Here is a 23,254-nt window from a genome sequence, read left to right as displayed (position 1 = left end):
CAGCGGTGCGGCGCCTGAGCGCCTCCCACGCACTCCACGACGCTGTCGCGAAACAGCATGACCTGATGAATATCAATGAATGTTAGGCCACATATCACACCACCACGGACCAGCTCAGTAATTCACCGCGCTCACCCCATCCAGGTCAAAGCCTGAGCTGGCCGTTCCAGAAAGAGCGGTGTTCTCAGACGTATGACGCACGGGTGTTCCCGCAGAGTCAGTCATGACGTTGTCACCGGTGGAACGGATGCGGATGAAGCGGATCCACTGCAGTTGCTGGGCGCCTGCATCAGCCAGGTCGAAACTGTCACCGCCGCTCCGGGCGGGATTGGTGGGATCTTCGCCCGTGGTGGCATTCACGCCGGCGAAGCCACGGGCATAGTAGGCGGGCTTTTTGAAGTCGATCTCCCCAGTGGCGGGCGGGGAGACGAAGCAGGGGAAACGCTGCCACTGGTTCTCAAACAACGCCACTTCCACAATGGCGGGCTCCATGAACCTGCGGTTGGGATCGTTCCCCTGAAACAGAACGTTTTCAAAAACGGTGAAGTCCTGACCAGGGCCGGATTCGACGATGTTGTCCGTGAACTCCAGGACGATGCTCCCTCCGCCCGAGGAGCTGGCATGCAGAGATGCCACATGCTGCGGCAGATACACAGGGCTGAAGGTGTTGGCTCCGTCGGGTGGGCCGGTGACATTATCGGGAACCTTGCTGGCTCCATAACCATTCGCGGACAGCGGCGTGAATGATTGCACACGATCGGCAAAGGGATCTCCGCTGACGCCTGCCTGGCCGCGCTGCCTGCTGATGGGAAGGATCTTGACCAGCGTGCTTGCATAAGGCCGGGCGCGCCCATCGGTGGTAAAGGCAGTAAGCTCGTAGTTGTAGACGGCACCGGTGGCAAGGTTGCGGTCCACGATGTTGCTGGCGGTGCCGCGATAGATCTCTGCACCATTGCGGGTGAGGCTGACACCAGTGATGCCCGAGCCCAAGGTCCGGCTCATGCTGGTGAACTGCCAGGCAAGGCCGGCCTTGTTGAGTGATGGGATGGCCAGCAGGCCCTGGCTGACGGAGAGCTCAAAAGGCTTTTTGAAGGTCAGGCCAGCGGAGTCGGTGACGAGAATGGTGAACTCGTAAAAGGCCTCCGAGGCTGGGACCGCGCCCCCCATTGAACCATCAGGCAGAAGAGGGCACCATGCTGGAATCTGGCCTGCGGCCACCGTCCATTGATAAGGCGGCGTGCCGCCCATGGCCTCAAATCGACCGCTGTATCCCGCACCTGGCGCAGCGGGAGGCAGAGGAGACTCGGTGGTGATCTCCAGCCCCTCAGTGACGCGGACGTGGAAAGACTTCTGCACACTCGATTCGAGGTCAGACAGGGTAATGGTGAGATTGTGATCACCGGGTTCAGTGAAAGTGGCGCTGAGAGCGCCAGTGGCAGGATCACAGAGCCAGCCCGCTGATTGGGTCTCCAGGCGCCAGGTGTAAGGCTGGGCGCCGCCTTCGGCGCTCAAGGAAAAGGTGTAGGGCTGCCCCAGGGTGCCGCCGGGCAGGTCTGCGGTGAGCAGGGTGAGAGCCTTGGCGGAAGCCACGGCAAGTGTCGCGGTCGCAGAGGCCGTGTGACCGGCAGAGTCGGTGACATAGATGCTCAGGGGCACGCTGAGCTCAGTGTCTGAGAGGCCGGACAGGTCACCGGTCGTGTCGTTCAGGCTGAAGCCAGGAGCCTCTCCCTGAATCTGCATGCTCCATCGATAGGGTGCAGTGCCGCCCACGGCGCTGAACCGGTGTGTCATGGTCTGATGGATCATCCCCGGATCAGGCTGCGGGTTGGTGATCATCAGCGGGACACTGTTGAGGCTGACAGCGGTGGGATCAAACACCTCCGTGCTGGTTACCTTGGAAAGGTCGAAGACAGGAAACCAGAGGCCATGGCTGCGCACTTGGCGGTTCAGGCCCCGGCCTCCCATGCCGCTGACATCGCTGACACCCTTGGGTAAAAAACCGTTGAGCGCATCTTCTTCGCCCGCCAGAAACCGGCGCAGACTCTCCTCCAGGGTGGCGAGCCCATGCGGTCCGGATGTGGTGGAGGAAGCGGTACTGGAGCCGGCTGCCGTCTCACCGTGATGCGCAGGGGCCACGCTTCTGCCGCCGCTATGAAAGCCGACAAAACCTCCAGCAATCACCAAGGCCAGCAGCAGGGCCAGGGCGAAGAGGCTGGAGGAAGTGGATCGGAAGCGCGGCATCTTGGCGCGGAGGAGAGTGGGTGGTAGTCAGGTGAAACAAAGACTCACCCTCTATTTCGATTGAGGGTGGGTTATCTTTTAAAAAGCCGTCATGGCCGCGGGCGGGATGCCGCGCGGCCATGACAGAAAGTCTAACCAATTAAAGGCTGAGAGGTTCGATCCCCACCATGCCAGCCCGTGAGACGGTGCTGCTGACAGGCAGAATGAAATACCCCTCGGCAGTCGTGTCAAACGGGTCGGGAGTGGTCGCATCCGGCACCAGGAGAGCCTGGATGTTGAAGCTCTTCTTCGCCGCACCAGTGCCCAAGGTGATGCTGCCGGTGAGGAGCCCCGTGTCGTTTTTCAGTGTCAGCTTGTGCGGTGCTGGCACGATCAGCGAGGTCGCGGAAGCAATGCGGAACTGAATCGTGGGATTGGCGCCGAGAGCCTCGATGCCGCCATCCTGCAGGACGATGCGTGCATTGTTGCCCGTGGATGCCGTGGCATTCATCGGCAGCGTTGCGCCCACCGCAGGGCGATACTTGCCACCGCGAACCACAAGCGCTTGGTCGGCAGTCCAGCCAGTGGCGTAAAGCTTGTCCGTGGTGGGTGCGCCCTGGGAGGGCTTGCTCCAGGTGATGTCCCCGCTCATGGAGTGGGCGGCGTCATTCGCGATCTTGATCACTCCCATGAAACTTCCCGGAACCTTGTAGAGGACCTGATACAGAACCAGATCTCCATTGATGGCCAGCGGGCTGCTGGAGGTGAAGGCCAGGCCGTCAGCCGTCACACCTGCGATGGTGGTCATGCCAGTGGCAGCGACCTTGGCGGAGCCGTAGCTGGTGCCTTCAGGAACTGTGCTGGCAGGACCACCAGGAACCGCCGCGAAGAAGTTGTGCACTCCGGTAAGGGTGGTGGCGGTCTGGGCACGCCAGCCGCTGAGGGATGCATTGTTGATGGCTGCGGCAGCAGGCGATGGAGGTGGTGGCGGAGCTGCCGTGACAAGGCTGCCGGAGAGTTCACCCGTGACGGCACCCAGCGTGAAATCCAGAGTCAGGTTGGTGGTGCCGTTTTTGAAGGAGTAACTCCCTGTCGGATGGGTGCCGGTGTTGTTCAGATCACCTTTGAGGGGGATGCTCGTCTTGCCGATCTCGATCTTGCCGGAATAGGTGGCCTTGCTGGTCGTGAACAGGGTGACGCGTGCGCCGAGACCGTTGGTGACGGTGCCCGCGCGGTTGATCAGGCCGGCGAAGCTGCCGGTGGCCGGAGCCGGGAAGGCGGCGACGTTCAGCACAAAGGCAATGGAGGTGCTCACACCTGCAGCATTCGTGGCGGTGATCCACACCTGGTCATATTCACCAGACGTGGCGGGCGTGCCCGTGATCAGGCCGGTGAGAGCATTGATCTTCAGACCCGGGGGCAGCCCGCTGGCGCTCCATTTGGTGGCTGCAGCACCCGTGTTGACGACCTGGTAGCTGACAGGGCCACCCACTTTGAGCGTGCCAAAATTCTGCACAGCGGCGATCTGCGGCTTCACATCGTCATCGGTGATGGTGAGGGTGAATTTCTCCGTGCCGATGGCGCCGAAGCCTGCGAGTGCAACCGGTGCCGGTGTGCCGAGCGTGACAATGACGGTCTCGTTGTTGTCGTCTTCATCCTCAATATCATTGGTGACCTTCACCGGGATGGTGCGGGACGTGTTGTTCGCATCAAAGGTTAGGCTGGTGGTGCTGATCGCCGCATAGTCCTTGCCTTTGGTGGCGGTGCCGGAAATGGTCACGGGCACGGTGACCTTTGCCTTCCCCGTCAGCGCCGGGGTGATGGTGACGGTCAGATTGGTGGTGCCAGCAGCTTCGGTCACAGTTTGTGCGGTGGCCGTGAACTGCACGGAGCGGATGTCCAGCTCGGAGACGGGTTTGTAGCCCAAAGTCAGAGCGGAACCGTCATTGTAAAAGCTGTCACTGGCCAGGAAGCTGACGAAGCCCGCACCATTGCGGCTGTAGCTGCGCACGGAGTAGCTGGGCCCACCAGCTGCGTTCACAAGCGCGGCATGATCGGGAGTGAAGCGGCGCTGCACCGAGGTCACCGGATCATAGGCCTGAATGTGATTGAGCGGATAGCCACCGATCCAGAAGCGGCCGGCGGAATCCACCGCCAGGGAGGCTGAGGCATCCGCATCGAAGATCAAGGTGGCGGCCGCCTTGGAAAGCGGGGCTGGCGTGCCGTTGATGAGCGCCAGAACGGCGGTGTCCACCTGGTCGGCGGTGAACTTCAGAATCTTGCCTTCATCCGCATTGAATGCGGAGAGCGCGAAGAAGACATTACCCTGGGAGTCAACATCCAGGCCGCCGCTGTAGTCGCTGAGGTCGCCAGTGATGTTGCCCACCTTGGAGCCGTCCAACGAGACGAAACTCAGTGTGTTGGCGCCATAGAAGCCGTTGACCGGCACAGTGCCGTTGCCGCCAATGACCAGCCATCCCTCACGCCCTGAGTCAGGATGCCTCCAGTACTTGATGACAAAGTTTTGCAGGTTGGCCACAGGGGTGGCGCTGATGCTGGTGCCTGGTGTCGAAGGGTCGAACAGATACAAGTTCGAAGTGGCCAGAGGTCCGCCTGCACCGATGAGGCCGACCGTGGCGTTCTTCACCGCGATGGAAGCAGGATCGAGGAGGAGATTGCTGGTATTGACCAGAGGTGTGGTGCCGGGGGATCCGTAGGTGGTCTGGATGCCGATCTCGCCCCCCTCACCCAGAATGAACTGGCCGTCATCACGGTGGGCATACGTGAAAGTGAAGCTGTTGAGGGTGCCGACCTGGAAGCTGGTCCATTCGGCGGAGAAAGCTGCGGAGGCGGCGAGGGCAAATGCCGACGCACCAAGGACCGCAGCCCGTTTGATCAGGCTGATGTGCATTGTGTGGGTGTTATCTCTTTCAGGGTTTGTATCCGTGCGAGAGACGAGGCACCAGCCGGCGTAAAGCCAGCCAGACAATCACATCTCCCACTCTTCATTTGTGCGATGAAGTTTCTCCGGCCCCATCAAGGATGGGCGGAAGTGAGCATTCGCAGGCAGATGTTCGGACTCCGGGTATGTGCGTCTCAGCGTGTGGGCTGATGCGCGCCTCGCCCCTGGCCTTCACCCGGGCTTGAGTCCCGGATTGGCGTTGTTCCACGGTGATGATGCTTCATTCATTGAGAATGAGTGAATGAATCATGATCCGTGGATGAGGGTTTGTGACCCGATACCGCAGCGCTACTGTGGCCGGTTTTCACGGCCTTCCCTGTCATCTGCGAATGGCTGCCGGGGCATTCATGCAGGCCCCGGACTTGGTTCAATCAAAGAAAACATAACGCCTTCAAGCGCATGCCATAATGGGCATTAGCCCCCCTGCCGGGCATTGCAACATAAGAAAAGACTTCGCCTCCACGGCCAGATGGCGATAAACACCCCTTCATGGACATCATCTCCCTGAGACAAAGCGCCGAAGCCTCGCTGCCGCAGATGCTCGACTGGCTGCGCCGCATGGTGGAGATCAACAGCTTCACCACCAACACCGAAGGTGTGAACCAGTTAGGCGCGCTGACCGCCGAATGCTTTGCCGAACTAGGTTTTCGTTCAGAGTCAGTGCCTTCAGATGATCCCACGCATGGCAGCCATCTGTTTCTGAGCCGTGGCCCTTCAGACAAGAAGCCCATCGTGCTCGTCACACATCTGGACACCGTCTTTCCTCCGGAAGAAGAAGTGCAAAATGACTTCCGCTGGCTGCCAGAGGGCAACCGCATCTACGGTCCGGGCACCGTCGATATCAAAGGCGGCACCACACTGATCTGGCTCATGCTTCGTCTTCTTCGCGAAAGCAGCCCGGATCTCTTTGAAAGCACGCACTGGATGATCGCCGCAAACTCGGCGGAGGAAGTGATCGGGGCCGACTTCGCCCGCAAGACCACAGCACGCTGCCCTCAGGGTGCGCATGCGGTGCTTGTGTTTGAGGGCGGCCCTCATGAGAAGGACGGCTGGCATCTCGTCACGGCCAGGAAGGGGCGCGCAGAGTATCGCATCACCTCCCACGGTCGTGCCGCTCATGCCGGCAGCAATCACGCTCTCGGCATCAATGCCGTGGTCGAGCTCTCCCGCATCCTGCCAGCGGTCTCAGCTTTGACGAATCCGCAGAAGAACCTCACGCTGAACCTCGCCTCCATGCACGGCGGCACCGTGCTGAACCGGGTGCCTCATGAAGCCGTGGCCGAGCTCGAGATGCGTGCCTTTGAACCCGCAGCGCTCGCCGAGGCTGGAGAAGCCCTGGAGTCCTTTACCCAGCGCACCGCCGCCGGGGCTGAGATCAATGTCGAGTGCATCGGCCGCACGCAGGCCTGGCCCGGCGGCCGGGACACGGACGCGCTGTATCGCGCCTGGGAGAAAGCCGCCACCCAGATGGGCATCAGCACCGTGGCCGAACAACGGGGTGGCCTGAGTGATGCGAACTACCTCTGCACCCTGGGCCCGACCATTGATGGACTGGGTCCTTCCGGGGGCAATGCCCACTGCTCGGAGCGCAGCGCGGACGGCAGCAAGCTCCCCGAATATGTGGAAAAGGACAGCTTCGTGACAAAAGCGGTCCTGAACGTGCTGGCAGTCAACGTTATCGCGGCTCAGCAGGTCTGAGACTGGTGACAGGCTCCGGTCAGCAAAAACCGCTGGCCCTTCCCCCTGCCCCGTCTAACCTCCCCTCACATGCCAAGCCAGTTTGATATCGAATACGCCGTGGAGAACACGCAGGTGCTCCATGAGCCGGACCGCCGCATTGACACTTTTGGAAGCACCCGTTTTGAGTTTCAGCTCGTCTCCGAGCTCATGGACCAAGTGAACGCCACCCGCGTCCGCACCGGCCAGATCACGGCTGAAAAACCCATGATCCTCCGCCCGGATCCTGAATCCGTGGCCAATTTTGACTTCGAAGGCTTCGGCCCCCAGGGGCACGCTTTCGGGGACTTTCTGAAGGAAAACCTGCACCGTCTGGCCCTGCTGAAGTATGGCTTCCGCTTCCAGATGCAGGACATGCAGGAAGAAATCGTCCACGAGTCCATGACCGAGGTCTGTGACAAGCTGATGGCGGATGTCCGCCGCACCGGTAATCCCATGCTCGCCGTCATCGCCGGCGTGGATGACACCTGGGAAATCAGCCTGCTGAAGTTCACGGTCGAGATGATCGAGAAGTCCCAGAAGATCAACCTGTTCGATTTCAAGCGCCGCGGCCTGCTGGGCTGAACGTTGACACCCGAATGGCCAAGACGCAGCTCAAACTCCTGCTCTTTCTCATCGTCCTGGGAATCACCCTCGGATGCATGGCGACGGCGTACTACATTTACGACAAAGTCCTGAAGCCTGAGAAGGCCATCCAGCAGGAGATCGCCAGCATCAAGAAGGTGGACATGCCGCGCATCGATCCCGGCGCGAAGCGCTTCGAGGTCGCGATCGAGCAGATCAAGCAGGGCCGCATCAACGAGGGCCGTGAGGCACTGTACAAGATGCTCCAGCAGTTCCCGGACTCCGCCACCTGCACAGAGGCCAAGCGCATCATCGGCGAGATCAATCTGGACGAGCTTTTCTCCATCAACCAAAAAGCCGGAAAGAAAGACTACATCGTCCAGCCCGGCGACTCCCTGGCTCTCATTGCCAGCAAGCAGGGCACGAACATGGACATGATCGTTCGTCTCAACGGTCTGATGAGCACCGTGCTCCAGCCGGGAGATCACCTCACCCTCATCCCTCTGGATTTCTCCGTCGACGTGGACGTGTCGAACAAGACCGTCACCCTCTACCGGAATGTGGGAGACAAGCGTTACTTCTTCAAAGAATACGCCGCCGTGGACCTCCGCCTGCCCCCCGGCATGAAGGCGATCGCCGAAATGGAGATCAAGGGCAAGTCCGCCGTGGCAGATGGCAAGCAGCTCCTCTCCACTGACCCGCGCTATGTCGATGCCGAGAAATGGCTTCCAGGCAGCCGTGCAGGCATTGTCCTGCGCACCGTTCCTGTCAAAAAAGCCGTCCCCGTGCCGGAAACACCCGCCCCCAAGGCAAAAAAGGGCGCTGCCACGGAATCCACCCCCGACGTTTTGATTGAAGAAGCCCCAGAAACAGGTGTGTTCCTGAACCGCGGCGACCTCGAAGAACTGTTTGCGCTCGTCCGCAACGGCTCAAAACTGCATTTTGTCCGCTAACCGCCCTCTCAATCCCTTTCCCCTGCCCCATGAAACAAGTTTTGGAATTTGAAAAACCCGTCGTCAAGCTGCGCGAGGAACTCGAGGAGACACGCAAGAAACTCGCCAGCAAGCCGAGTGACAAGCTTACTGCCCAGGTCGCTGACATGGAGAAAAAGCTGGAAACCCTCCAGCGTGACATTCACAACAACCTCAACCCCTGGCAGCGCGTGCAAATCTCCCGTCACATCAACCGTCCCTTCATGCTGGACTACGTGAAGCATTGTTGTGACGAGTTCATCGAGGTCCACGGGGACCGCCATGTGGGTGATGACCACGCCATGCCCGCCGGCTTTGCCATCTGGGGCGGCAAGAGAGTGGCCGTCATCGGCCATCAGAAAGGCCGGGACACCAAGGAAAACCTGCTGCGCAACTTCGGCAGCGCTCATCCGGAAGGTTATCGCAAAGCTCTGCGCGTCATGCGCCTCGCGGAAAAGTTTGGTCTTCCTGTCGTGACTCTCATTGACACACCCGGAGCCTTCCCAGGCATCGGCGCGGAAGAGCGTAACATCGCCGAGGCCATCGCCTTCAACCTGCGTGAGATGATGACCCTTCGCACACCTGTCGTCGCCGTCGTCATTGGCGAAGGTGGCTCCGGTGGCGCGCTCGGCATCGGCATCGCTGACAAAGTGCTCATGATGGAGAACGCCTACTACTCGGTCATCAGCCCTGAAGGCTGCGCCGCCATTCTTTGGAAGCACCGCGAGCATGCGCCAGAGGCCGCCTCCGCGCTGAAACTCAGCGCCCAGGATCTTTCCCAGCTCGGCGTCATTGACGGCATCGTGCCCGAGCCTCTCGGCGGTGCGCACAATGATCACGAAACCGCTGCCGACGCGCTGAAAACCGCTGTGCTGAACGCGATCACGGAGTTGGAGAAGCTTCCGACGGCGAAACTGCTGGAGCAGCGCTACCAGAAGTTCCGCGCCCTCGGCAAATACACGGAGAACTGATCGTCAGACCGCTGGAAACAGTCGGGGGATGCCGGAAAACATGAGCACCGGAGCATCACCTCCTACGTAAGGATAATGTGGCAGGTGGTTTCCTGCTTGCCACTCATCAGCCGACACGTTAAACGCACCAAGGGAGGCATGGCACGAGGCCTGCGTCCTTGTCCATTTTCTCAATTCTCCCTTCCCGACAATGGCTCTCACTTCTCCAGGCAACTTCGTATCCGCCGGTTTCAGGCGTTGCTGGCTCTGGGTGCTGCTGCTGACTCTTGCAGCCCCGCTCGCCCGGGCCTTTGACACGGTGGTTCTCGATGCCGGCCATGGTGACTTCGACCGTGGCGCGGCCATCGGTTACGTTTATGAAAAGCATCTCGCGCTCGATACCGCCCGCCGTGTGGAGCAGCTGCTCCGCAAAGCCGGGCTGAAGGTCATCATGACGCGTTCGCGTGATGTCTTCATTCCGCTGTCCGGCCGTGCCTCCGTGGGCAACCGCTACGGCAATGCCATCTTCGTCAGCGTGCATTACAATTACAACCGCGGCGGCAGCGGCGCGGGCGTGGAGAGCTACTACTACCACACACGTGGTTATACCCTGGCAGGCTACATCCAGGCTTACCTGGTGCAGCGCACCGGCATGATCAATCGCGGCGTGAAGCACGCCAGCTTCCACGTCATTCGTGAGACCACCCGCAATCCAGCGGTGCTGATCGAGTGCGGCTTCGTGAGCAACAGCACCGAGCGCGCCCGCATGATGACGGGCGAGTTCCGCAACCGCATCGCTGAAGGCATCGCCCAGGGCATCGTGTCCTATCAGAAGGCAAACTGAATTGAGGAACCTCAGATAGGCAGGCAGCCGCAGCACAGCTGCATCGGGCATTCCGCCTAACAATGGCACATCCAGAAAACTGGCCTGCCACGAAGTGCGTTTATGCCTGCCTCCTCGCACTCCCTCAGCTCGGCACAGATGCGCGTCTTCATCGTCGACAATGACACCAAGACTCTCGACGTCCTGAAACGATGCCTGGAAACCATGGGCCACCAGGTCATGACGGCCGAAAACATGGAGGGAGCCCTTCATGGCATTTATGAATCCGACTTTGATGTCCTGATGTCCGACATCGGCCTGCCTGATGGCAATGGCTGGGACCTTCTGCGGCAGACTCAGAAGCGGAAGCCATTCTATGCCATCGCCATGAGCGGCTATGGATCGCCCGCCGACATCCGCGCCAGCGCCGCCGTCGGCTATCGGGATCATCTGGTGAAGCCCCTGACCCGGGAAAAGCTGCAGGACGCACTGCAGAAAGCCCGCGCTGAAACGGTTACCTGCGGCCCCACCGAGGACCAGTGAAGCTCAAGTGCATTGTTCACGCTTCAGCGTGTGCTTGGGAGTTCATTGAACACGCTGAAGCGTGAACAATGTACGTTAGATGCATGATCAAGGAACATTCGCCTTCACCGCACTGATGCAGTACACCGCCTTGTCACTGCGCAGCAGCATCTTCTGCCCCACCACCGCAGGTGTGGCATGAAACTGTGAATCATCCAGCGGCGGAATCGTGGCCAGTTTTTCAAAAGTTGGTTTGGCCGCGATGACGAAAGTCCCATTCCGCCGCGAGACGGCATAGATCTTGTCGCCGATGAGCACTGGAGAAGCATAGAAGGGCTTGCCGCCACGGCCGCGCCCGCCACCGCCCTCCATCACACGCTCACGATAGACGTCCTTGCCAGTCTTGGCCTCCATGCAGATGGCGAAACCCGCATCATTCACCACATACAGATGCCCTTCATGCAGGATGGGCGTCGGCACATAGCTGCTGCTCTTGCTTTCCCACAGGATGTTTGAGGAAGTCACATCACCACTTCCGCCCAGCTTCACCGCCGCGCTGCCCTGCTGCGGATAGCCGCCGAAGAGATACACCACATCTCCATCCTGGATCAGCGCAGGAGACACATTCCCCGGAAGACCATGGCTCGCATACCAGCGCAGCTTGCCCGTGTCGGGATTCAGCCCCCAGATCTCCTGGGCGATGGGAAACACAAGATCCGTACGCCCGTTCGTCTCAATGATGCTCGGTGTGGAATAGGCGAGCTCGATCATATCCCCGCCCGCGCGCCACTGTTCTTTGCCCGTCTTTTTGTCCAGAGCCACCAGCGCGCGGCTTTCGTCCGTGGCATTCACGATGACACTGTCCTTGTAAAGAATGAGGCTGCCACCGGATCCCCAGCGCCGTCCGCTGGAGCCCGTGCCCAGCGGTGTGTGCCAGAGCTGCTTGCCATCCATGTCAAAGGCCAGCGCCCCTGATTTGCCAAAGAACACATAGATGCGCTCACCATCACTCACCGGCGTGCTCGTGGCATAACCATGCTCGGTGATGAAGCCCTGATACTCATCTTCCACACCCAGAGTCTTGAAAGAGGACTGCCAGAGCTTTTTGCCATCTGCCAGATTCAGACAAATGAGGTGCCGCTCCAGCTTGCTCATGTCATTGCTGCCTGGCTGGTCGCCATAGCCTGTCCAGCAGGTCACCAGTATTTTGTCCCCGATCACAATGGGGCTCGAGGAGCCCGGGCCAGGCATGTCAAACTTCCACGCCATGTTCTCCGAGGTACTCCAGGAGGTCGGAATACCAGCCTCCTTCACCACAGCAGCCCCGGTGGGACCGAGAAAGCGCGGCCAGTCAGCCGCGATGCCAAGATGAGGAAGAGTAGCGGCAATCGCCAAAAGAAGCGTGGGTTTCATGCGACCATGAAACCCACGAGACGAGCGAATGGTTGCGCCCGAAAAGCGCCCCATTGGAGACGATCAACGATAGCCGTAGGCCAGCGCCCAAAATAGACCGGACTCCTTCTTCGAGGTCAGCGAGAAGACGATGGTGTAAGTGCCGGTCTTCGGCGGGTTCACCCGCATGCTGGCATACATCTTGGAGGACTTGCCATCGATGGTGACTTCCTTGCCAGCTTCATCGTAGATCTTGAGCTCAAAGGTGACATCCTCGTTCGCGGTGCCGAGCCAGAAGGCATACTCGTTCCCCTTGAACATCTGGTGCTTGATCATGAGCTTCTGCGCGCTCTTGACCTCGCCGTTCCAGTATTCCTCACGGACGATGAAGCCCTGCTCCACAAAGGATTCAGCAGCCTCCATGGAATAGCTGTGCGCGTCATCCACCGTGGCTAGGGCGGGCAGCGCGGCGCCAGCCAGGAAAACTGCAAGGAGAGCTGTGCGAAGTTTGAAAAGTGTAATCATGGCGATGTTCGATGGGGGAGCCAGGACGGAAGAGTCAGGTCACTTCGCGGCTTTGATGCTGTCCAGCAGCGAGTCGCTGGTCTTGCCGATGTCACGCACGGAGTCTTTGGTGAAGCCATCCACAGCGCCTTCCATTTTGGCCAGAATGTTCTTCAGGCCTTTGGAGATGTCAGACACCGTCGCGTGATCCTTCACGGAGCTGCTCATCTTGCTGATGGAACCGATGAAATGCTCCACAAGCATCGGCTGGTTCAACAGCTCGGCGCGGTCCGCGGAGAAGTTCTTGGCCACCACGGAGGTGACGCTGGCAGTGCCGCGCAGCCAGCCGCCGATGCTCACGCACTGGGAAAGGTCCGCGTCCTTCATCTGCTCCATCGTGTCACGCACGGTCTTCTGCGTCTGGTCGAACTCCTTGCGGATGGAGGACCAGTCACCCTTGTCAGCCGCATCCAGGATGGCCTGCGCATGCGGACGCACGGACTTGATCAGGCCCAGCCCGGTGGCGAGGTCGATGACGTCACGGCCGATGTCCTTGACGGTCTCTTTGTCCTCAGCCTGCACGGCCACAAAGCCCTCGGCCACGGTCATGCCAAATTGCAGCGCCAGCCGGGTGCGGTCCCCCGTCTTGGCCAGATCGATCTTACGGATCTCCTGCTGCCAGTTGGGCTCTCCCAGCTTGTCGAGCACGCTGAAGACTTCACTCGGCACAGGTACCACCACGTCATCCACCACCTGTCCGGGGAAGGCCTGGGGATCAAACTCCTGCACGCCAGACTTGGCCGCCTGGGCGCCCGCGGTCTGAATGGAGACAAAGCCCGAGGTCAGGGAAAGCAGAACCAGAGCGTGAAAAAAGGAACGTTTCATGGATGAAGAAACAAAGCGTCAATTCTTACGGAGGCAACCGGTTTGAAGGATGCGTAACATACTGCTATTTCGTGACGTTCACCGGCCCCACCCATGCTCCCCGAACTGACCGACACCGACCGCGCTCTCTATGAATGGCAAATGTGGGTCCCTGGCATGGGGGAGGAAGGGCAGCGCCGGCTCAAAGGAAGCTCTGTCCTCGTCTCACGAGTCGGTGGCCTGGGAGGCCTGGTGGCGCTGGAACTTGCCGCCGCTGGAGTAGGCAGGCTGGTCCTGGCCCATGGCGGGCATTTGAAGATGGCCGATCTCAATCGCCAGCTCCTGCAGACCCGGGCCCATGTGGGGCAGGTGCGCATGGACTCCATCGTCCGCCGCCTGCAGGAGCTGAACCCCGACTGTGAGATCATCGGCATCCCGGAAAACGCCTCTGCGGACAACGCGGACGAGCTCGTCGAGCAGGCAGACATCGTGGTGGATGCCGCCCCCTTGTTTCAAGAGCGCCTGGCTCTCAACGCCGCAGCCGTCCGGGCGGAAAAGCCCATGGTCGAATGCGCCATGCACAACATGGAAGCCAGCGTGACCACCTTCATCCCTGGCCGCACCGGCTGCCTGGCCTGTTACGTGCCGGAGGTGCCGTCCACCTGGACGAGACAGTTCCCGGTTTTCGGAGCCGTGTCCGGCACCGCCGCCTGTCTGGGAGCCATGGAGGTGATCAAGCTCATCACCGGATTGGGCGAGCCTCTCGCCGGAGAGATGCTCTGCATGGACCTGGCCCGCATGTCCTTCCGCCGGGTCAAACTGCCGCGCCGGGAAGACTGCCAGGTGTGTGGCAAACTGCCCTGAGCACATTCTAAAAAAAATTTATGAAACTGTCGTGAAAGGTTCGCGTTTCAGGGAGACGCGCAAGGGATTGGTTTTAGCCAACGCCCCCAGGCCATACCAAACCACATCAAATATCCGTAACATGAAAGTCATCACCACTATCCTCTCCCTTCTGGCCATCGCCACCTTCGTGAACGCCGCTGACGAGAAGAAGGAAGAAGGCAAGAAGCCAAAGATGGACCCTGAAAAGATCTTCGCCAAGCTCGACGCCAACAGCGACGGCTCCATCAGCAAGGAAGAATACCTTGCCAGCCCCCAGGCCAAGAAAGACGCCGCCAAGGCTGAAGCTTCCTTCGCCAAGAAGGACAAGGACAGCGACGGCAAGCTGACCAAGGAAGAATTCTCCGCCCCAGGCAAGAAGAAGAAGGACGCCTAATCCCTCTTTGAGCCGGCAGCACGACCGGTTCTGATCTCTGAGGCCGCACTCCGCGAGGAGTGCGGCTTCTTTTTTGCAGGCCTCCCGGCTGCATTCGCCGTCACCGGCGACGATGATTCTAACCTTCAGTTCGGTTATCTAAGCCAAGATCTCTTTCACCACGTTCCCTTTTACATCCGTGAGCCGAAAATCCCGGCCGGCATAGTTGTAGGTCAGCTTCTCGTGATCGAGCCCAAGGAGGTGCAGGATGGTAGCGTGAAGGTCGTGCACGTGGACTTTATCTTCCACGGCTTCGTAGCCGTAGTCATCGGTTAGACCGTGAGCAAAACCGCCTTTCACGCCGCCACCAGCCATCCACATGGTGAAAGCTTTGTTGTTGTGATCGCGTCCATCGGTGCCCTGTGCGTGCGGCGTGCGGCCAAACTCGCCGCCCCAGATCACCAGCGTGTCCTTGAGGAGGCCGCGCTGCTTGAGATCGGTAAGCAGCCCGGCGATGGGCTGGTCGACCGAGGCGCAGTTGGCTCCGAGCGTTTTGGAGAGATTGAAGTGCTGATCCCAATCACCATGAGAGACTTCTACAAAGCGGACGCCGGACTCTACTAAACGTCGCGCAAGCAGGCACTTGTGACCGAAGTCCGCCGTTGCCTCGTTGTCGAGACCGTAGAGAGTTTTCGTGGCTTCGGTCTCGCTGGAGAGGTCCATCACCTGTGGCATTTCCTTCTGCATTCGGAAGGCGAGTTCATAGCTCTCGATCACACCCTCGACCGCAGGATTGAACTGGTCGCGCTGCAAGGTCGCGCGGTTGAGCGTCTGCACCAGATCGAGTTCGGCGCGCTGGACATCAGTTGTGAGCGGTGACTTGAGGTTGCGGATTTGAGCGCTGGCAATGGGGCGATTGTCGGAACCGATGCGCGTACCCTGATAGATCGCGGGGAGGAATGATGACCCATAGTTCTGTGCGCCGCCGGAGGCTGCGGGGGGCGTCAGCGTGACGAAGCCAGGGAGATTTTCGTTATGGGTGCCGAGGCCGTAGAGAGTCCACGCGCCAAGTGAGGGACGGACAAACTGAAACGAGCCGGTATGCATTTGCAGGAACGCCTGCGGATGCGCGGGCAGATCGGTCTGCATGGAGCGCAGCAGGCAGAGTTCATCGGCATGGTTTGCGACATTGGGGAAAAGCTCGGAAATCCAGAGTCCGCTTTGTCCATGCTGCGCGAAGTTCCATTTTGAGCCGAGAAGTTTGGTGCCGGGACGTGTGCCGGGTGCACCGCTTTTGGCGGAAAGCTTGGGCTTGTAATCGAAGGTGTCCACATGACTTGGCCCGCCCCTCATGCACAGGAAAATGACGCGCTTTGCCCGTGCAGGAAAGTGAGGCTGTTTCGGTGCCAGCGGCCCCTCGCGTGACACGGCGGACTGATCGGCAGCGCGTGCGGCGAGGCCCGCAAAGGCAAGATAGCCAAAGCCGCTGGAGGCGGTTTTCAGCATCTCGCGACGACTGAAGGCAGGATAGTCAATAGAGGTCATGGTGGACAACGGGGGAAGTCGGTTAGTTGAGAAAGCGAAACTCGGCGCTGGCGAAGAGCGCTCGGCAGAAGGATGTCCAGGCAGTCGTCTCAGCAGCATTGGTGCTTGGAAACTTGGCGAAGAAGTCGGAAGCTGCATGTTGTTCGGCCTCGCTGGGAGCGCGGGAGAACACAAGCCCATAGGCGAGCTGCACGCGCTGGGCCGCATGGTTGCTCACGCTTGCGGGATAGGTGGCGATCACACGCTCAGCGAACTTTTGCGCAGCATTGGCGATGAAGGGCGAGTTCAGCATGTAGAGCGCCTGGGAAGGGACGTTGGTGGTTTCGCGACTGCCGGTGACGAAGCCTGGTTCCGCGAAGTCGAACACGGCAAGTGCATCGGGCAGCAACTCACGGGCAATCGGCAGATAGACCGAACGCACGGCAGTGAGGCTGCCAGCTTCCACAAGCACATCCTCAGGAACTCCTGCGTCAGGGTATTGCTTGAACTGTCCGATGGGGCCATTGCCATACTCCGCAATGGCTGAACCTAGGCGCGGACGGAGATCGAGTTGACCGCAAATTGCAAGCATCGCGTCACGGATCGCTTCGGCATCGAGCCGCCGCTTGCTCATGCGCCAGACAAGGGTGTTTTCTGGATCGGCGGCGAAGTTAGCTTCGTCGTAGGTGGAAGAGAGCTGGTAGGCGCGGCTCAGGACGATTTCGCGAACCAACTGTTTCACCGACCACCGTCCTTCGCGGAACGTCACGGCAAGCGAGTCGAGCAGCGCCTGATTGGCCGGCTTGTTGCCTGTCGTGCCGAAGTTGTCAGGCGTGTTGACGAGACCCTGCCCAAACAGCCATAGCCACACGCGGTTCACCATCACACGGGCAGTAAGCGGGTTGCTCTCTGACAGCATCCATTCGGCCAGCTCGCGACGTCCGCTGCTCGTGGCGGGCAGTTTCGGCGGTGGCTGGTGTGTAAGCACTGAGAGGAAGCCGCGCGGCACTGTCTCGCCCGGCTTGTTCACGTCTCCACGGTCGAACACGGGTGACTCGTTAACGACGCGAAACTCGGGCGGCCTCGCGAAGCGCCCGTCGCGTTCCAGATAGCGCGAGGCGATGGCTTGATCCGGCGTGCTGTTTTCGTAACGCGGTGTTTCGCGCCCCCGTGACCGGATTTCTTTGAGCTGCGCAGGCTGATCCGTGACACCCATCGCCAGCGGACGCATTTTGCCATCCGGGCCAAATGATCCGAGTTCCGACTCCAGCAGCCCGATTTGATTCATGCGGAACAGGATCAGCAACTGACCGCGTGGATTGCGATCGCCACCGGACTTCGGCTTGAAAGTAGCATTGGCCAAGTCGTCCGTTTCCCTGATCAGTTTGTCGAGTCCGGCCTGCTTTTGCTGGCGCTCCTGCACTGATAGCACTCGTGGCAGCACAGGCGCGCCCGCACCTTTCGGAAGCTCAATCAACTGCGTGGCGCTGCGATTCTGCGCGGCGAAAAAAGTGCCGTAGTGAGTATCGGTGGAGAGGAAAATGCCTGCCAGGGAATAATATTCGCTCTGCGGGATGGGATCGAACTTGTGATCGTGGCAGCGCGCACATGCCGCCGTGACACCCAGCAGTGATTGCGAGACGGTGTCGATCTGTTCATCGGCCAGATCGAGCGCGAACTGCCGCGCGTTCGCCTGATTCACGCTCTTGGTGCCAATCGCGAGGAATCCAGTGGCGATGAGTTGCTCGGCACGTTGTTTGTCGTCCCTGGCTGGAAGCAGGTCTCCAGCGAGTTGCTCGCGCAGGAACTGGTCATAAGGCTTGTCCTTGTTGAACGCCGCGATGACATAGTCGCGATAGCGCCAGGCATTGGGGAAGGCGAGGTTAATGTCCTTGCCCGTGCTCTCCGCATACCGAGCTACGTCGAGCCAGTGGCGGCCAAATTTTTCGCCAAACTGCCGTGACTCAAGCAAGCGGTCCACCACCTTCTTGAAGGCATCGGGCGAGCTGTCGCTGAAAAATGCGCTGACCTCCTGCGGAGTCGGCGGCAAGCCCGTGAGATCAAAGGTCACACGCCTCAGCAAAGTAAGCTTGTCTGCATCAGACACCGGCTTCAGTCCTTTCGCTTCGAGCGCGGAAAGAAGAAAACGGTCCATGTCATTTCGCGGCCACGCAGCGTCCTTCACCTCCGGCGCTGGCGATTTCTTGGGCGGCTGCCACGCCCACCATTCCATGGCCGTCGTCCATGTGTCCGCCTTCCTCGCTACTTTCGACTCGCCCGTGCGAGGATCCGGGGCGCCAAATTGCACCCATGTCTCGAAGTCTTTGATCACATCGTCTGCGAGCTTCCCTCCTGATTTTTCCGGCGGCATCGCGAGGTCCTTGTCATGGTAACGAATGGCCTTGATCAGCAAGCTAGCCTCCACATCGCCCGGCACCACGGCATGGCCGGAATCGCCGCCCGCGCGAGTACCATCGCGTGTGTCCAGCACCAGTCCGCCTTTGACTTTTCCCTCGTCCGATGAGTGGCATTTGTAACATTTGTCGGCCAGCACGGGTCGGATCTTCTTCTCGAAGAACGTCAGACCTTCAGCAGTAGGGGCCTTCTCGACAGTGGACGCCGTTGGAGCAGGTTTCGTCGGAATGGGCTCGGGTTTTGGAGCCGGAGCAGGACTGCCGCGAGTAATCCCCGTGACCCCTCTGAATTCCTCCACCGTAAGCGCTCCATCTTTGTTGGTATCGAGCTTGCCGAAGACCTCCGCTGCATTCGCGCCGCTCATGGAGCGCGAACGCTCGATGAATCTCGCGAACTCCTGCGAGTCGAGCTTTCCATCCTTGTTGGCATCCACGCGCGTGAACGCTTCGTCCAGCGCGGGCACCGGCCGGGAAGTGGGTGGTGGAGTCTTGGTCGGTGTGGTTGGCTCGGTCTCAGGCTTTGTCGGGGCAGGCTCTGGTTTCGCAGATGGTGGCGCAGGGCTACCCCGCGAAATCGCTGTAACCTTTCTAAACTCTTCCAACGTGAGCCCCGCATCTTTATGGGTATCGAGCTTGCCGAAGACCTCCTCCGCATTCGCCCCCTTCATCGAGCGCGAACGTTCGATGAATCTCGCGAACTCCTGCGCGTCGAGCTTTCCATCTTTGTTGGCATCCACTCGTGTGAACGCATCGTCCAGCGCAGGCACAGGCCGTGAACTGGGTGATTGGGCCGTGGCGGCAGGGCCGGACAGGATGGTGAGTGCTGGAAGGAAGACGAATAGCCGTTTCATCCACCCAGCATGGCACACCGAAGATTAGCAGAAGATTAGCGTGGAGAATTATTTTTCGCGGCACAGAGACATCTCTATCACACCGCCTCCATCCAGCTCGGCAGTGAGCGTGAATCCCAGGGCCAGGGCGCAGCTGCGCGCAATGGAAAGCCCAAGGCCTGTGTGAGCGGCGTCGCTGCGCGTGGCATCCTTTCGCCAGAGTCGATCGAAAAGCCGGAGGATGTCGTCGGGAGTGAGATCGGGGGCGAGGTTGCCGACTCGCAAAAACGGGTCTGTGTCCGTCGCTGCTATGACGATTTCGCTTCCCAGTGGCGCGTACTCCGTGGCGTTGGCGATGAGGTTGGTGACAACAATGCGCAGCAGGCGGGGATCGGTCTCCAAAGTAGGCGATCGTTCGAGCTGCGTGGCGAACTTTAAATCGCGCTGCTCAGCTCGGCCGCTGTGCAGCGCGAGGCACTCCTCGATAATGGGGCGCAAGGCCACCACCTCGATCGTGATGTCAGCTGAGGAAGTTTCCAGGCGGGATAGGATCAGGAGACTTTCCACCGTTTGCTGAAGACGTGCCGCAGCCTGCGCGATGAGACGAAAGTCGTCCGGAGAGGACTGGTCTGGCCACTTTGCCGCCACTTCGCTGGTTGATCGGATCCCGGCGAGCGGAGTGCGTAGTTCGTGCGCCAGATAGCTGCTGAACTGGCGCTCACGCTCAAAGCCTTCCTCTCTTCTCGCCATGAGATCATTCAGTCGCTCCACGATGGGCACGACTTCCAGGGGCATATCTTCCAAGGCGAACCGCTCATGCAGTGATCCGGCCTCCATCGCCGCTGCTTGCTCACCCACCTGGCCAAGCGGACGCATGGCATGGCGCAAGGCGAGCACTTGCAGCAAACAAAGCACGGCGCAGCAACCGACAGCGCCAATCGCCAAGTCCCTTAAAAGTCGGGACAATCGAGCCTCCCCCTCGCTCCGACTGATGGCGACGGCAAACTCCAGTGGTGGCATTCCGCCGCCTTGAGGGAACTGCATGGCGCTGATCCGGACCCGATCGCCACTATTCAGCGTGCCGTCATAGCGAACGGCGTCGCGGGCCAGCACGGTAGGGCGGGGTAAATCCGCGTCGCCGAGGTTGGGCGACCGGCGCTCCGTACTCCCGGCGACTGTCCACAACTCAAAATACTGGCCGGACGACTGAAACTCTTCCTTGGCCAGGAAAGCCCGCAGACCAGGCGTGCGTGTTCCGCCGCCACCGGCGGTCATCTGATTACGCAGGGCTAGCCGCGCCGAGCCTGAGAGCCTGCCAAGGCGCGCATCGAGGTCTGCCTCAATGGCCTGCTTTCCCCAATAATAGACCCCTAGACTGGCACTGGCGCATACCACCGCGAAGCCGGGCAGAAGCCATCCGAGAAGCTGGGCACGAATACTTTTCATCGGGGTTCAAGAACGACGTAACCCATCCCGCGCCGCGTGTGGATAATGGGCGCGCTGTTGTCGGAAAGGGTAATCGCCCGGCGCAGAGTGCACACCGCCGCGTCCACGACATTGCTCATTGGCGATGCTTGTTCATCATAGATGTGCTCTTCAATCTCCGTTCGCGAGACTACCTGGCCTTTCCGCAAAAGCAGATACTCGAGCAGCGCGAAGAGCTGGGGCTTGAGACTGACTTCGCAGCCGCCGCGCCGGACGGTCTTCGCCGCCTGATCCAGCTCCAGATCCCCGGCGACAAGGAGGTGTGAACGCTTCGCATACTTTCTCCGTCCGAGCACTTCCACGCGGGCCAGAAGCTCCTCGATCGCAAAGGATTTCGTCAGGTAGTCATCCGCGCCTAGCTTCAAGCCGGCTACACGGTCGCCAACCGCATCCTTCGCTGTCAGGAACAAAACCGGCGTTTCGTTGCCAGCCGCGCGCAGCCGCCGCAGAATCTCCCGCCCGTCCATGCCGGGAAGCATAATGTCGAGGATGATCACATCGTAATCATGATCCAGCGTCATCTGCCACCCCTCCGTTCCATCTTCGGCGGCATCCACCGCATACCCTGAAGCCTTGAGCGCCTTCGTCACCGGATTGCGGATGAGTGCGGAATCTTCGACGATCAAAATACGCATGAGTTGAGGGCAGGAAATGTCGACTCCCAACATTAGGGGAACATTAGCGCATGAAAATCTTTTTACTGAGAGCTGTCACCTCCTTTCCCCATGCAGGCCATGAGGGTGGCTTTGCTGTCAGAAACGAAGAAGGCTCACCACTCCAGTCTGGACATCTGGCATGCCTGCTGACTAACCTGTGACCGCAGTTTCTCCCCACCATGAAATCCCTGCCCCTCGTCTCCACCTTTCTGGCGCTCACTCTCGCCATCGCGTCCGCCCAGGACACTTCAGGCCCGGCCCGGCCCCTTGATGACCTTCTCACCGGAGACGCAGCCTGGCAGATGAATGCGGCCCAGTTTGAGGAAAAGTTCAAGGCCACGCGCTTTGACTGGCTTTCGGAACGCAAGGATCAGGCACGCTTCTTCGGCCCGGGCCTCAGCCTCTGGGGAGGTGCCATCAAGCTCAACGAAGCCATCATCGAATTCACGACCGAAGGCAATCCGGCCAAGCTGACCTTCTCCATCTACAACCGTGGAGATGCTGAGTCTCTCATCAGCACGCGCGACCAGTTCGAGACGCGCGTGAATGAGTTGCGTGATGGCATCTCCAAGAAACTGGGCGTGACTCCCACGGAGCGCGGGAAGGACAAGTCCAGTGCCGTGGCCGCGGAAGGTCTGGTCTGGATGAAGGCACCCAGTGCCTACCTGCTGGAGTACAGCTATCAGCGCGAGATGAAGAGCCGCGACATCCCTTTCCGCGCCGAGTTCATCCGCCTCCGTGTGGCGAACGTGGGCGCGGCAGGCCGAGGCGCCATGGCAGCCACCTCCACCGCCGGCACCACCACTGCCGTGGGTCGCAGCAGCCTAACCGCGAATGTGAAACGGGATGAAGCCAGCGGTGATGTGGTCATCGCGAATGTACCGATGGTGGACCAGGGTCCCAAGGGCTACTGCGCCGTGGCCACCGCCGAACGAGTTTTTAAGTACTACGGCATCCCGGTGGACCAGCATGAGATGGCCCAGGTGGCAGATACCAGTGATGGTGGAGGCACCAGCCCGGACAAGATGCTCGCCGCGCTGAACAAGCTCGAGGGTCGCATGGGCGTCAGCGTCCGCGTGATCGAGGACTGGGACTTCAAGAAGTTCATGGACAAGGTGGGCGACTACAACAAGGAGGCCAAGAAGGCGAAGAAGCCCGAGGTGGATGCCAGCCCCCGCGGCGGCACGATCTACATCAATGAGATCATCGGGCAGATGGATGGCGAGATCCTCAAGGTGGCCCGCACCGAGCGCGACCGCTCCGGTTACGGCAAGTTCCAGCGCACCATCGCCGGGCTGATTGATCAAGGCATCCCGGTCATGTGGAGCGTCTCTCTCGGCCTGCTGCCAGAGAAGGAAATCCCGCAGGCCAGTGGCGGCCACATGCGCCTCATCATTGGTTATAATGTCAAGACCGGCGAGGCTCTCTACTCTGACTCTTGGGGTGCCGACCACGCTCTGAAGCGCATGCCGCTGGCGAATGCCTACACCATGACCAACGGCCTGTACTACATGCAGCCGCGCGCACGCTGAACAAAGCGGCAAGAAGAAGAAACAAAAAAGGCAGGCGGTGACGCCT

General features: G+C 60.1%; 18 protein-coding genes. 9 read left to right on the top strand and 9 right to left on the bottom strand.

Annotated elements, in window-relative coordinates:
• Window positions 1-114 precede the first annotated feature (114 nt).
• Window positions 115-2,241, bottom strand: a complete 2,127-nt coding sequence (locus BGE01nite_RS16875) for a PKD domain-containing protein (RefSeq protein ID WP_146851705.1) — start codon at window positions 2,239-2,241, stop codon at window positions 115-117.
• Window positions 2,242-2,380: 139 nt separating this feature from the next.
• Window positions 2,381-5,131 (bottom strand): Calx-beta domain-containing protein, encoded by a 2,751-nt coding sequence (locus tag BGE01nite_RS16870; RefSeq protein WP_146851702.1) that lies wholly within the window; start codon window positions 5,129-5,131, stop codon window positions 2,381-2,383.
• A gap of 540 nt (window positions 5,132-5,671) precedes the next feature.
• Between BGE01nite_RS16870 and BGE01nite_RS16865 the strand changes: the two genes are divergently transcribed.
• The 6 genes from BGE01nite_RS16865 (at window position 5,672) to BGE01nite_RS16840 (ending at window position 10,770) form a co-directional block, all read left to right on the top strand.
• Window positions 5,672-6,880, top strand: a complete 1,209-nt coding sequence (locus BGE01nite_RS16865; protein WP_146851700.1) for a M20/M25/M40 family metallo-hydrolase — start codon at window positions 5,672-5,674, stop codon at window positions 6,878-6,880.
• 69 nt (window positions 6,881-6,949) lie between these two features.
• On the top strand, window positions 6,950-7,483 hold the full coding sequence (locus BGE01nite_RS16860; protein WP_146851697.1) for a hypothetical protein: 534 nt from the start codon (window positions 6,950-6,952) through the stop codon (window positions 7,481-7,483).
• Between the two features lie 14 nt (window positions 7,484-7,497).
• Window positions 7,498-8,436 carry a LysM peptidoglycan-binding domain-containing protein gene (locus BGE01nite_RS16855; protein ID WP_146851694.1) on the top strand — a complete coding sequence of 313 codons (939 nt, stop codon included), beginning with the start codon at window positions 7,498-7,500 and terminating at the stop codon, window positions 8,434-8,436.
• A gap of 29 nt (window positions 8,437-8,465) precedes the next feature.
• On the top strand, window positions 8,466-9,425 hold the full coding sequence (locus BGE01nite_RS16850) for an acetyl-CoA carboxylase carboxyltransferase subunit alpha (RefSeq protein WP_146851691.1): 960 nt from the start codon (window positions 8,466-8,468) through the stop codon (window positions 9,423-9,425).
• Window positions 9,426-9,615: 190 nt separating this feature from the next.
• Entirely contained in the window at window positions 9,616-10,248 is a 633-nt protein-coding gene (locus BGE01nite_RS16845; protein ID WP_146851688.1) for an N-acetylmuramoyl-L-alanine amidase family protein, read from the top strand.
• Window positions 10,249-10,350: 102 nt separating this feature from the next.
• Window positions 10,351-10,770: a response regulator gene (locus BGE01nite_RS16840; protein WP_146851686.1), complete on the top strand. Its 420-nt coding sequence runs from the start codon at window positions 10,351-10,353 to the stop codon at window positions 10,768-10,770.
• An 87-nt stretch (window positions 10,771-10,857) separates the two neighbouring features.
• On the opposite strand, the gene BGE01nite_RS16835 is transcribed toward BGE01nite_RS16840, so the two are convergent.
• The 3 genes from BGE01nite_RS16835 to BGE01nite_RS16825 all read right to left on the bottom strand — a co-directional run bounded on the left by BGE01nite_RS16835 (window position 10,858) and on the right by BGE01nite_RS16825 (window position 13,530).
• The gene (locus BGE01nite_RS16835) at window positions 10,858-12,162 is read right to left on the bottom strand and encodes a PQQ-binding-like beta-propeller repeat protein (protein ID WP_146851683.1); all 1,305 of its coding nucleotides are present in this window, start codon (window positions 12,160-12,162) and stop codon (window positions 10,858-10,860) included.
• Window positions 12,163-12,225: 63 nt separating this feature from the next.
• Window positions 12,226-12,666 carry a hypothetical protein gene (locus tag BGE01nite_RS16830; protein WP_146851680.1) on the bottom strand — a complete coding sequence of 147 codons (441 nt, stop codon included), beginning with the start codon at window positions 12,664-12,666 and terminating at the stop codon, window positions 12,226-12,228.
• A gap of 39 nt (window positions 12,667-12,705) precedes the next feature.
• A complete protein-coding gene (locus tag BGE01nite_RS16825) occupies window positions 12,706-13,530 on the bottom strand; it encodes a hypothetical protein (RefSeq protein WP_146851678.1) in 825 nt (274 codons plus the stop codon).
• A 93-nt stretch (window positions 13,531-13,623) separates the two neighbouring features.
• Here BGE01nite_RS16825 and BGE01nite_RS16820 point away from each other — a divergent pair, with 93 nt between their 5' ends.
• Together BGE01nite_RS16820 and BGE01nite_RS16815 are read left to right on the top strand one after the other, a co-directional pair.
• The gene (locus BGE01nite_RS16820) at window positions 13,624-14,373 is read left to right on the top strand and encodes a HesA/MoeB/ThiF family protein (RefSeq protein ID WP_146851675.1); all 750 of its coding nucleotides are present in this window, start codon (window positions 13,624-13,626) and stop codon (window positions 14,371-14,373) included.
• A gap of 121 nt (window positions 14,374-14,494) precedes the next feature.
• Window positions 14,495-14,788, top strand: coding sequence for an EF-hand domain-containing protein (locus tag BGE01nite_RS16815; RefSeq protein WP_146851775.1), 294 nt, complete (start codon window positions 14,495-14,497; stop codon window positions 14,786-14,788).
• Window positions 14,789-14,926: 138 nt separating this feature from the next.
• Here the strand turns inward: BGE01nite_RS16815 and BGE01nite_RS16810 are convergent, their stop codons facing one another.
• The 4 genes from BGE01nite_RS16810 to BGE01nite_RS16795 are packed head-to-tail and all read right to left on the bottom strand — an operon-like array spanning window position 14,927 to window position 21,655.
• On the bottom strand, window positions 14,927-16,312 hold the full coding sequence (locus BGE01nite_RS16810) for a DUF1501 domain-containing protein (protein WP_146851673.1): 1,386 nt from the start codon (window positions 16,310-16,312) through the stop codon (window positions 14,927-14,929).
• Between the two features lie 22 nt (window positions 16,313-16,334).
• Window positions 16,335-19,556, bottom strand: coding sequence for a DUF1553 domain-containing protein (locus BGE01nite_RS16805; RefSeq protein WP_146851670.1), 3,222 nt, complete (start codon window positions 19,554-19,556; stop codon window positions 16,335-16,337).
• 48 nt (window positions 19,557-19,604) lie between these two features.
• Window positions 19,605-20,981 carry a sensor histidine kinase gene (locus BGE01nite_RS16800; RefSeq protein WP_146851668.1) on the bottom strand — a complete coding sequence of 459 codons (1,377 nt, stop codon included), beginning with the start codon at window positions 20,979-20,981 and terminating at the stop codon, window positions 19,605-19,607.
• The gene (locus BGE01nite_RS16795) at window positions 20,978-21,655 is read right to left on the bottom strand and encodes a response regulator transcription factor (RefSeq protein ID WP_146851665.1); all 678 of its coding nucleotides are present in this window, start codon (window positions 21,653-21,655) and stop codon (window positions 20,978-20,980) included. Before BGE01nite_RS16795 ends, BGE01nite_RS16800 begins: the two co-directional genes overlap by 4 nt.
• 200 nt (window positions 21,656-21,855) lie before the next feature.
• Here BGE01nite_RS16795 and BGE01nite_RS16790 point away from each other — a divergent pair, with 200 nt between their 5' ends.
• Window positions 21,856-23,208 (top strand): C39 family peptidase, encoded by a 1,353-nt coding sequence (locus BGE01nite_RS16790; protein ID WP_146851662.1) that lies wholly within the window; start codon window positions 21,856-21,858, stop codon window positions 23,206-23,208.
• Window positions 23,209-23,254 lie beyond the last annotated feature (46 nt).

The sequence above is a fragment of the Prosthecobacter gellanilyticus genome, assembly GCF_007992435.1.
GTDB classification, from domain to species: Bacteria; Verrucomicrobiota; Verrucomicrobiia; order Verrucomicrobiales; family Verrucomicrobiaceae; genus Prosthecobacter; species Prosthecobacter gellanilyticus.
The sequence above is the reverse complement of the archived record's forward strand: the minus strand, read 5'-3'. Positions and strand labels throughout refer to the sequence as shown.

Bases quoted from the DNA above. Each gene is read 5' to 3' on its own strand.
- BGE01nite_RS16825 (WP_146851678.1), bottom strand. From the start codon at position 13,530: ATGAAACGTTCCTTTTTTCACGCTCTGGTTCTGCTTTCCCTGACCTCG.
- BGE01nite_RS16805 (WP_146851670.1), bottom strand. From the start codon at position 19,556: ATGAAACGGCTATTCGTCTTCCTTCCAGCACTCACCATCCTGTCCGGC.
- BGE01nite_RS16840 (WP_146851686.1), top strand. From the start codon at position 10,351: ATGCCTGCCTCCTCGCACTCCCTCAGCTCGGCACAGATGCGCGTCTTC.
- BGE01nite_RS16835 (WP_146851683.1), bottom strand. From the start codon at position 12,162: ATGAAACCCACGCTTCTTTTGGCGATTGCCGCTACTCTTCCTCATCTT.
- BGE01nite_RS16860 (WP_146851697.1), top strand. From the start codon at position 6,950: ATGCCAAGCCAGTTTGATATCGAATACGCCGTGGAGAACACGCAGGTG.
- BGE01nite_RS16800 (WP_146851668.1), bottom strand. From the start codon at position 20,981: ATGAAAAGTATTCGTGCCCAGCTTCTCGGATGGCTTCTGCCCGGCTTC.
- BGE01nite_RS16790 (WP_146851662.1), top strand. From the start codon at position 21,856: ATGAAATCCCTGCCCCTCGTCTCCACCTTTCTGGCGCTCACTCTCGCC.
- BGE01nite_RS16865 (WP_146851700.1), top strand. From the start codon at position 5,672: ATGGACATCATCTCCCTGAGACAAAGCGCCGAAGCCTCGCTGCCGCAG.
- BGE01nite_RS16855 (WP_146851694.1), top strand. From the start codon at position 7,498: ATGGCCAAGACGCAGCTCAAACTCCTGCTCTTTCTCATCGTCCTGGGA.
- BGE01nite_RS16870 (WP_146851702.1), bottom strand. From the start codon at position 5,131: ATGCACATCAGCCTGATCAAACGGGCTGCGGTCCTTGGTGCGTCGGCA.
- BGE01nite_RS16830 (WP_146851680.1), bottom strand. From the start codon at position 12,666: ATGATTACACTTTTCAAACTTCGCACAGCTCTCCTTGCAGTTTTCCTG.
- BGE01nite_RS16845 (WP_146851688.1), top strand. From the start codon at position 9,616: ATGGCTCTCACTTCTCCAGGCAACTTCGTATCCGCCGGTTTCAGGCGT.
- BGE01nite_RS16850 (WP_146851691.1), top strand. From the start codon at position 8,466: ATGAAACAAGTTTTGGAATTTGAAAAACCCGTCGTCAAGCTGCGCGAG.
- BGE01nite_RS16820 (WP_146851675.1), top strand. From the start codon at position 13,624: ATGCTCCCCGAACTGACCGACACCGACCGCGCTCTCTATGAATGGCAA.
- BGE01nite_RS16810 (WP_146851673.1), bottom strand. From the start codon at position 16,312: ATGACCTCTATTGACTATCCTGCCTTCAGTCGTCGCGAGATGCTGAAA.
- BGE01nite_RS16875 (WP_146851705.1), bottom strand. From the start codon at position 2,241: ATGCCGCGCTTCCGATCCACTTCCTCCAGCCTCTTCGCCCTGGCCCTG.
- BGE01nite_RS16815 (WP_146851775.1), top strand. From the start codon at position 14,495: ATGAAAGTCATCACCACTATCCTCTCCCTTCTGGCCATCGCCACCTTC.
- BGE01nite_RS16795 (WP_146851665.1), bottom strand. From the start codon at position 21,655: ATGCGTATTTTGATCGTCGAAGATTCCGCACTCATCCGCAATCCGGTG.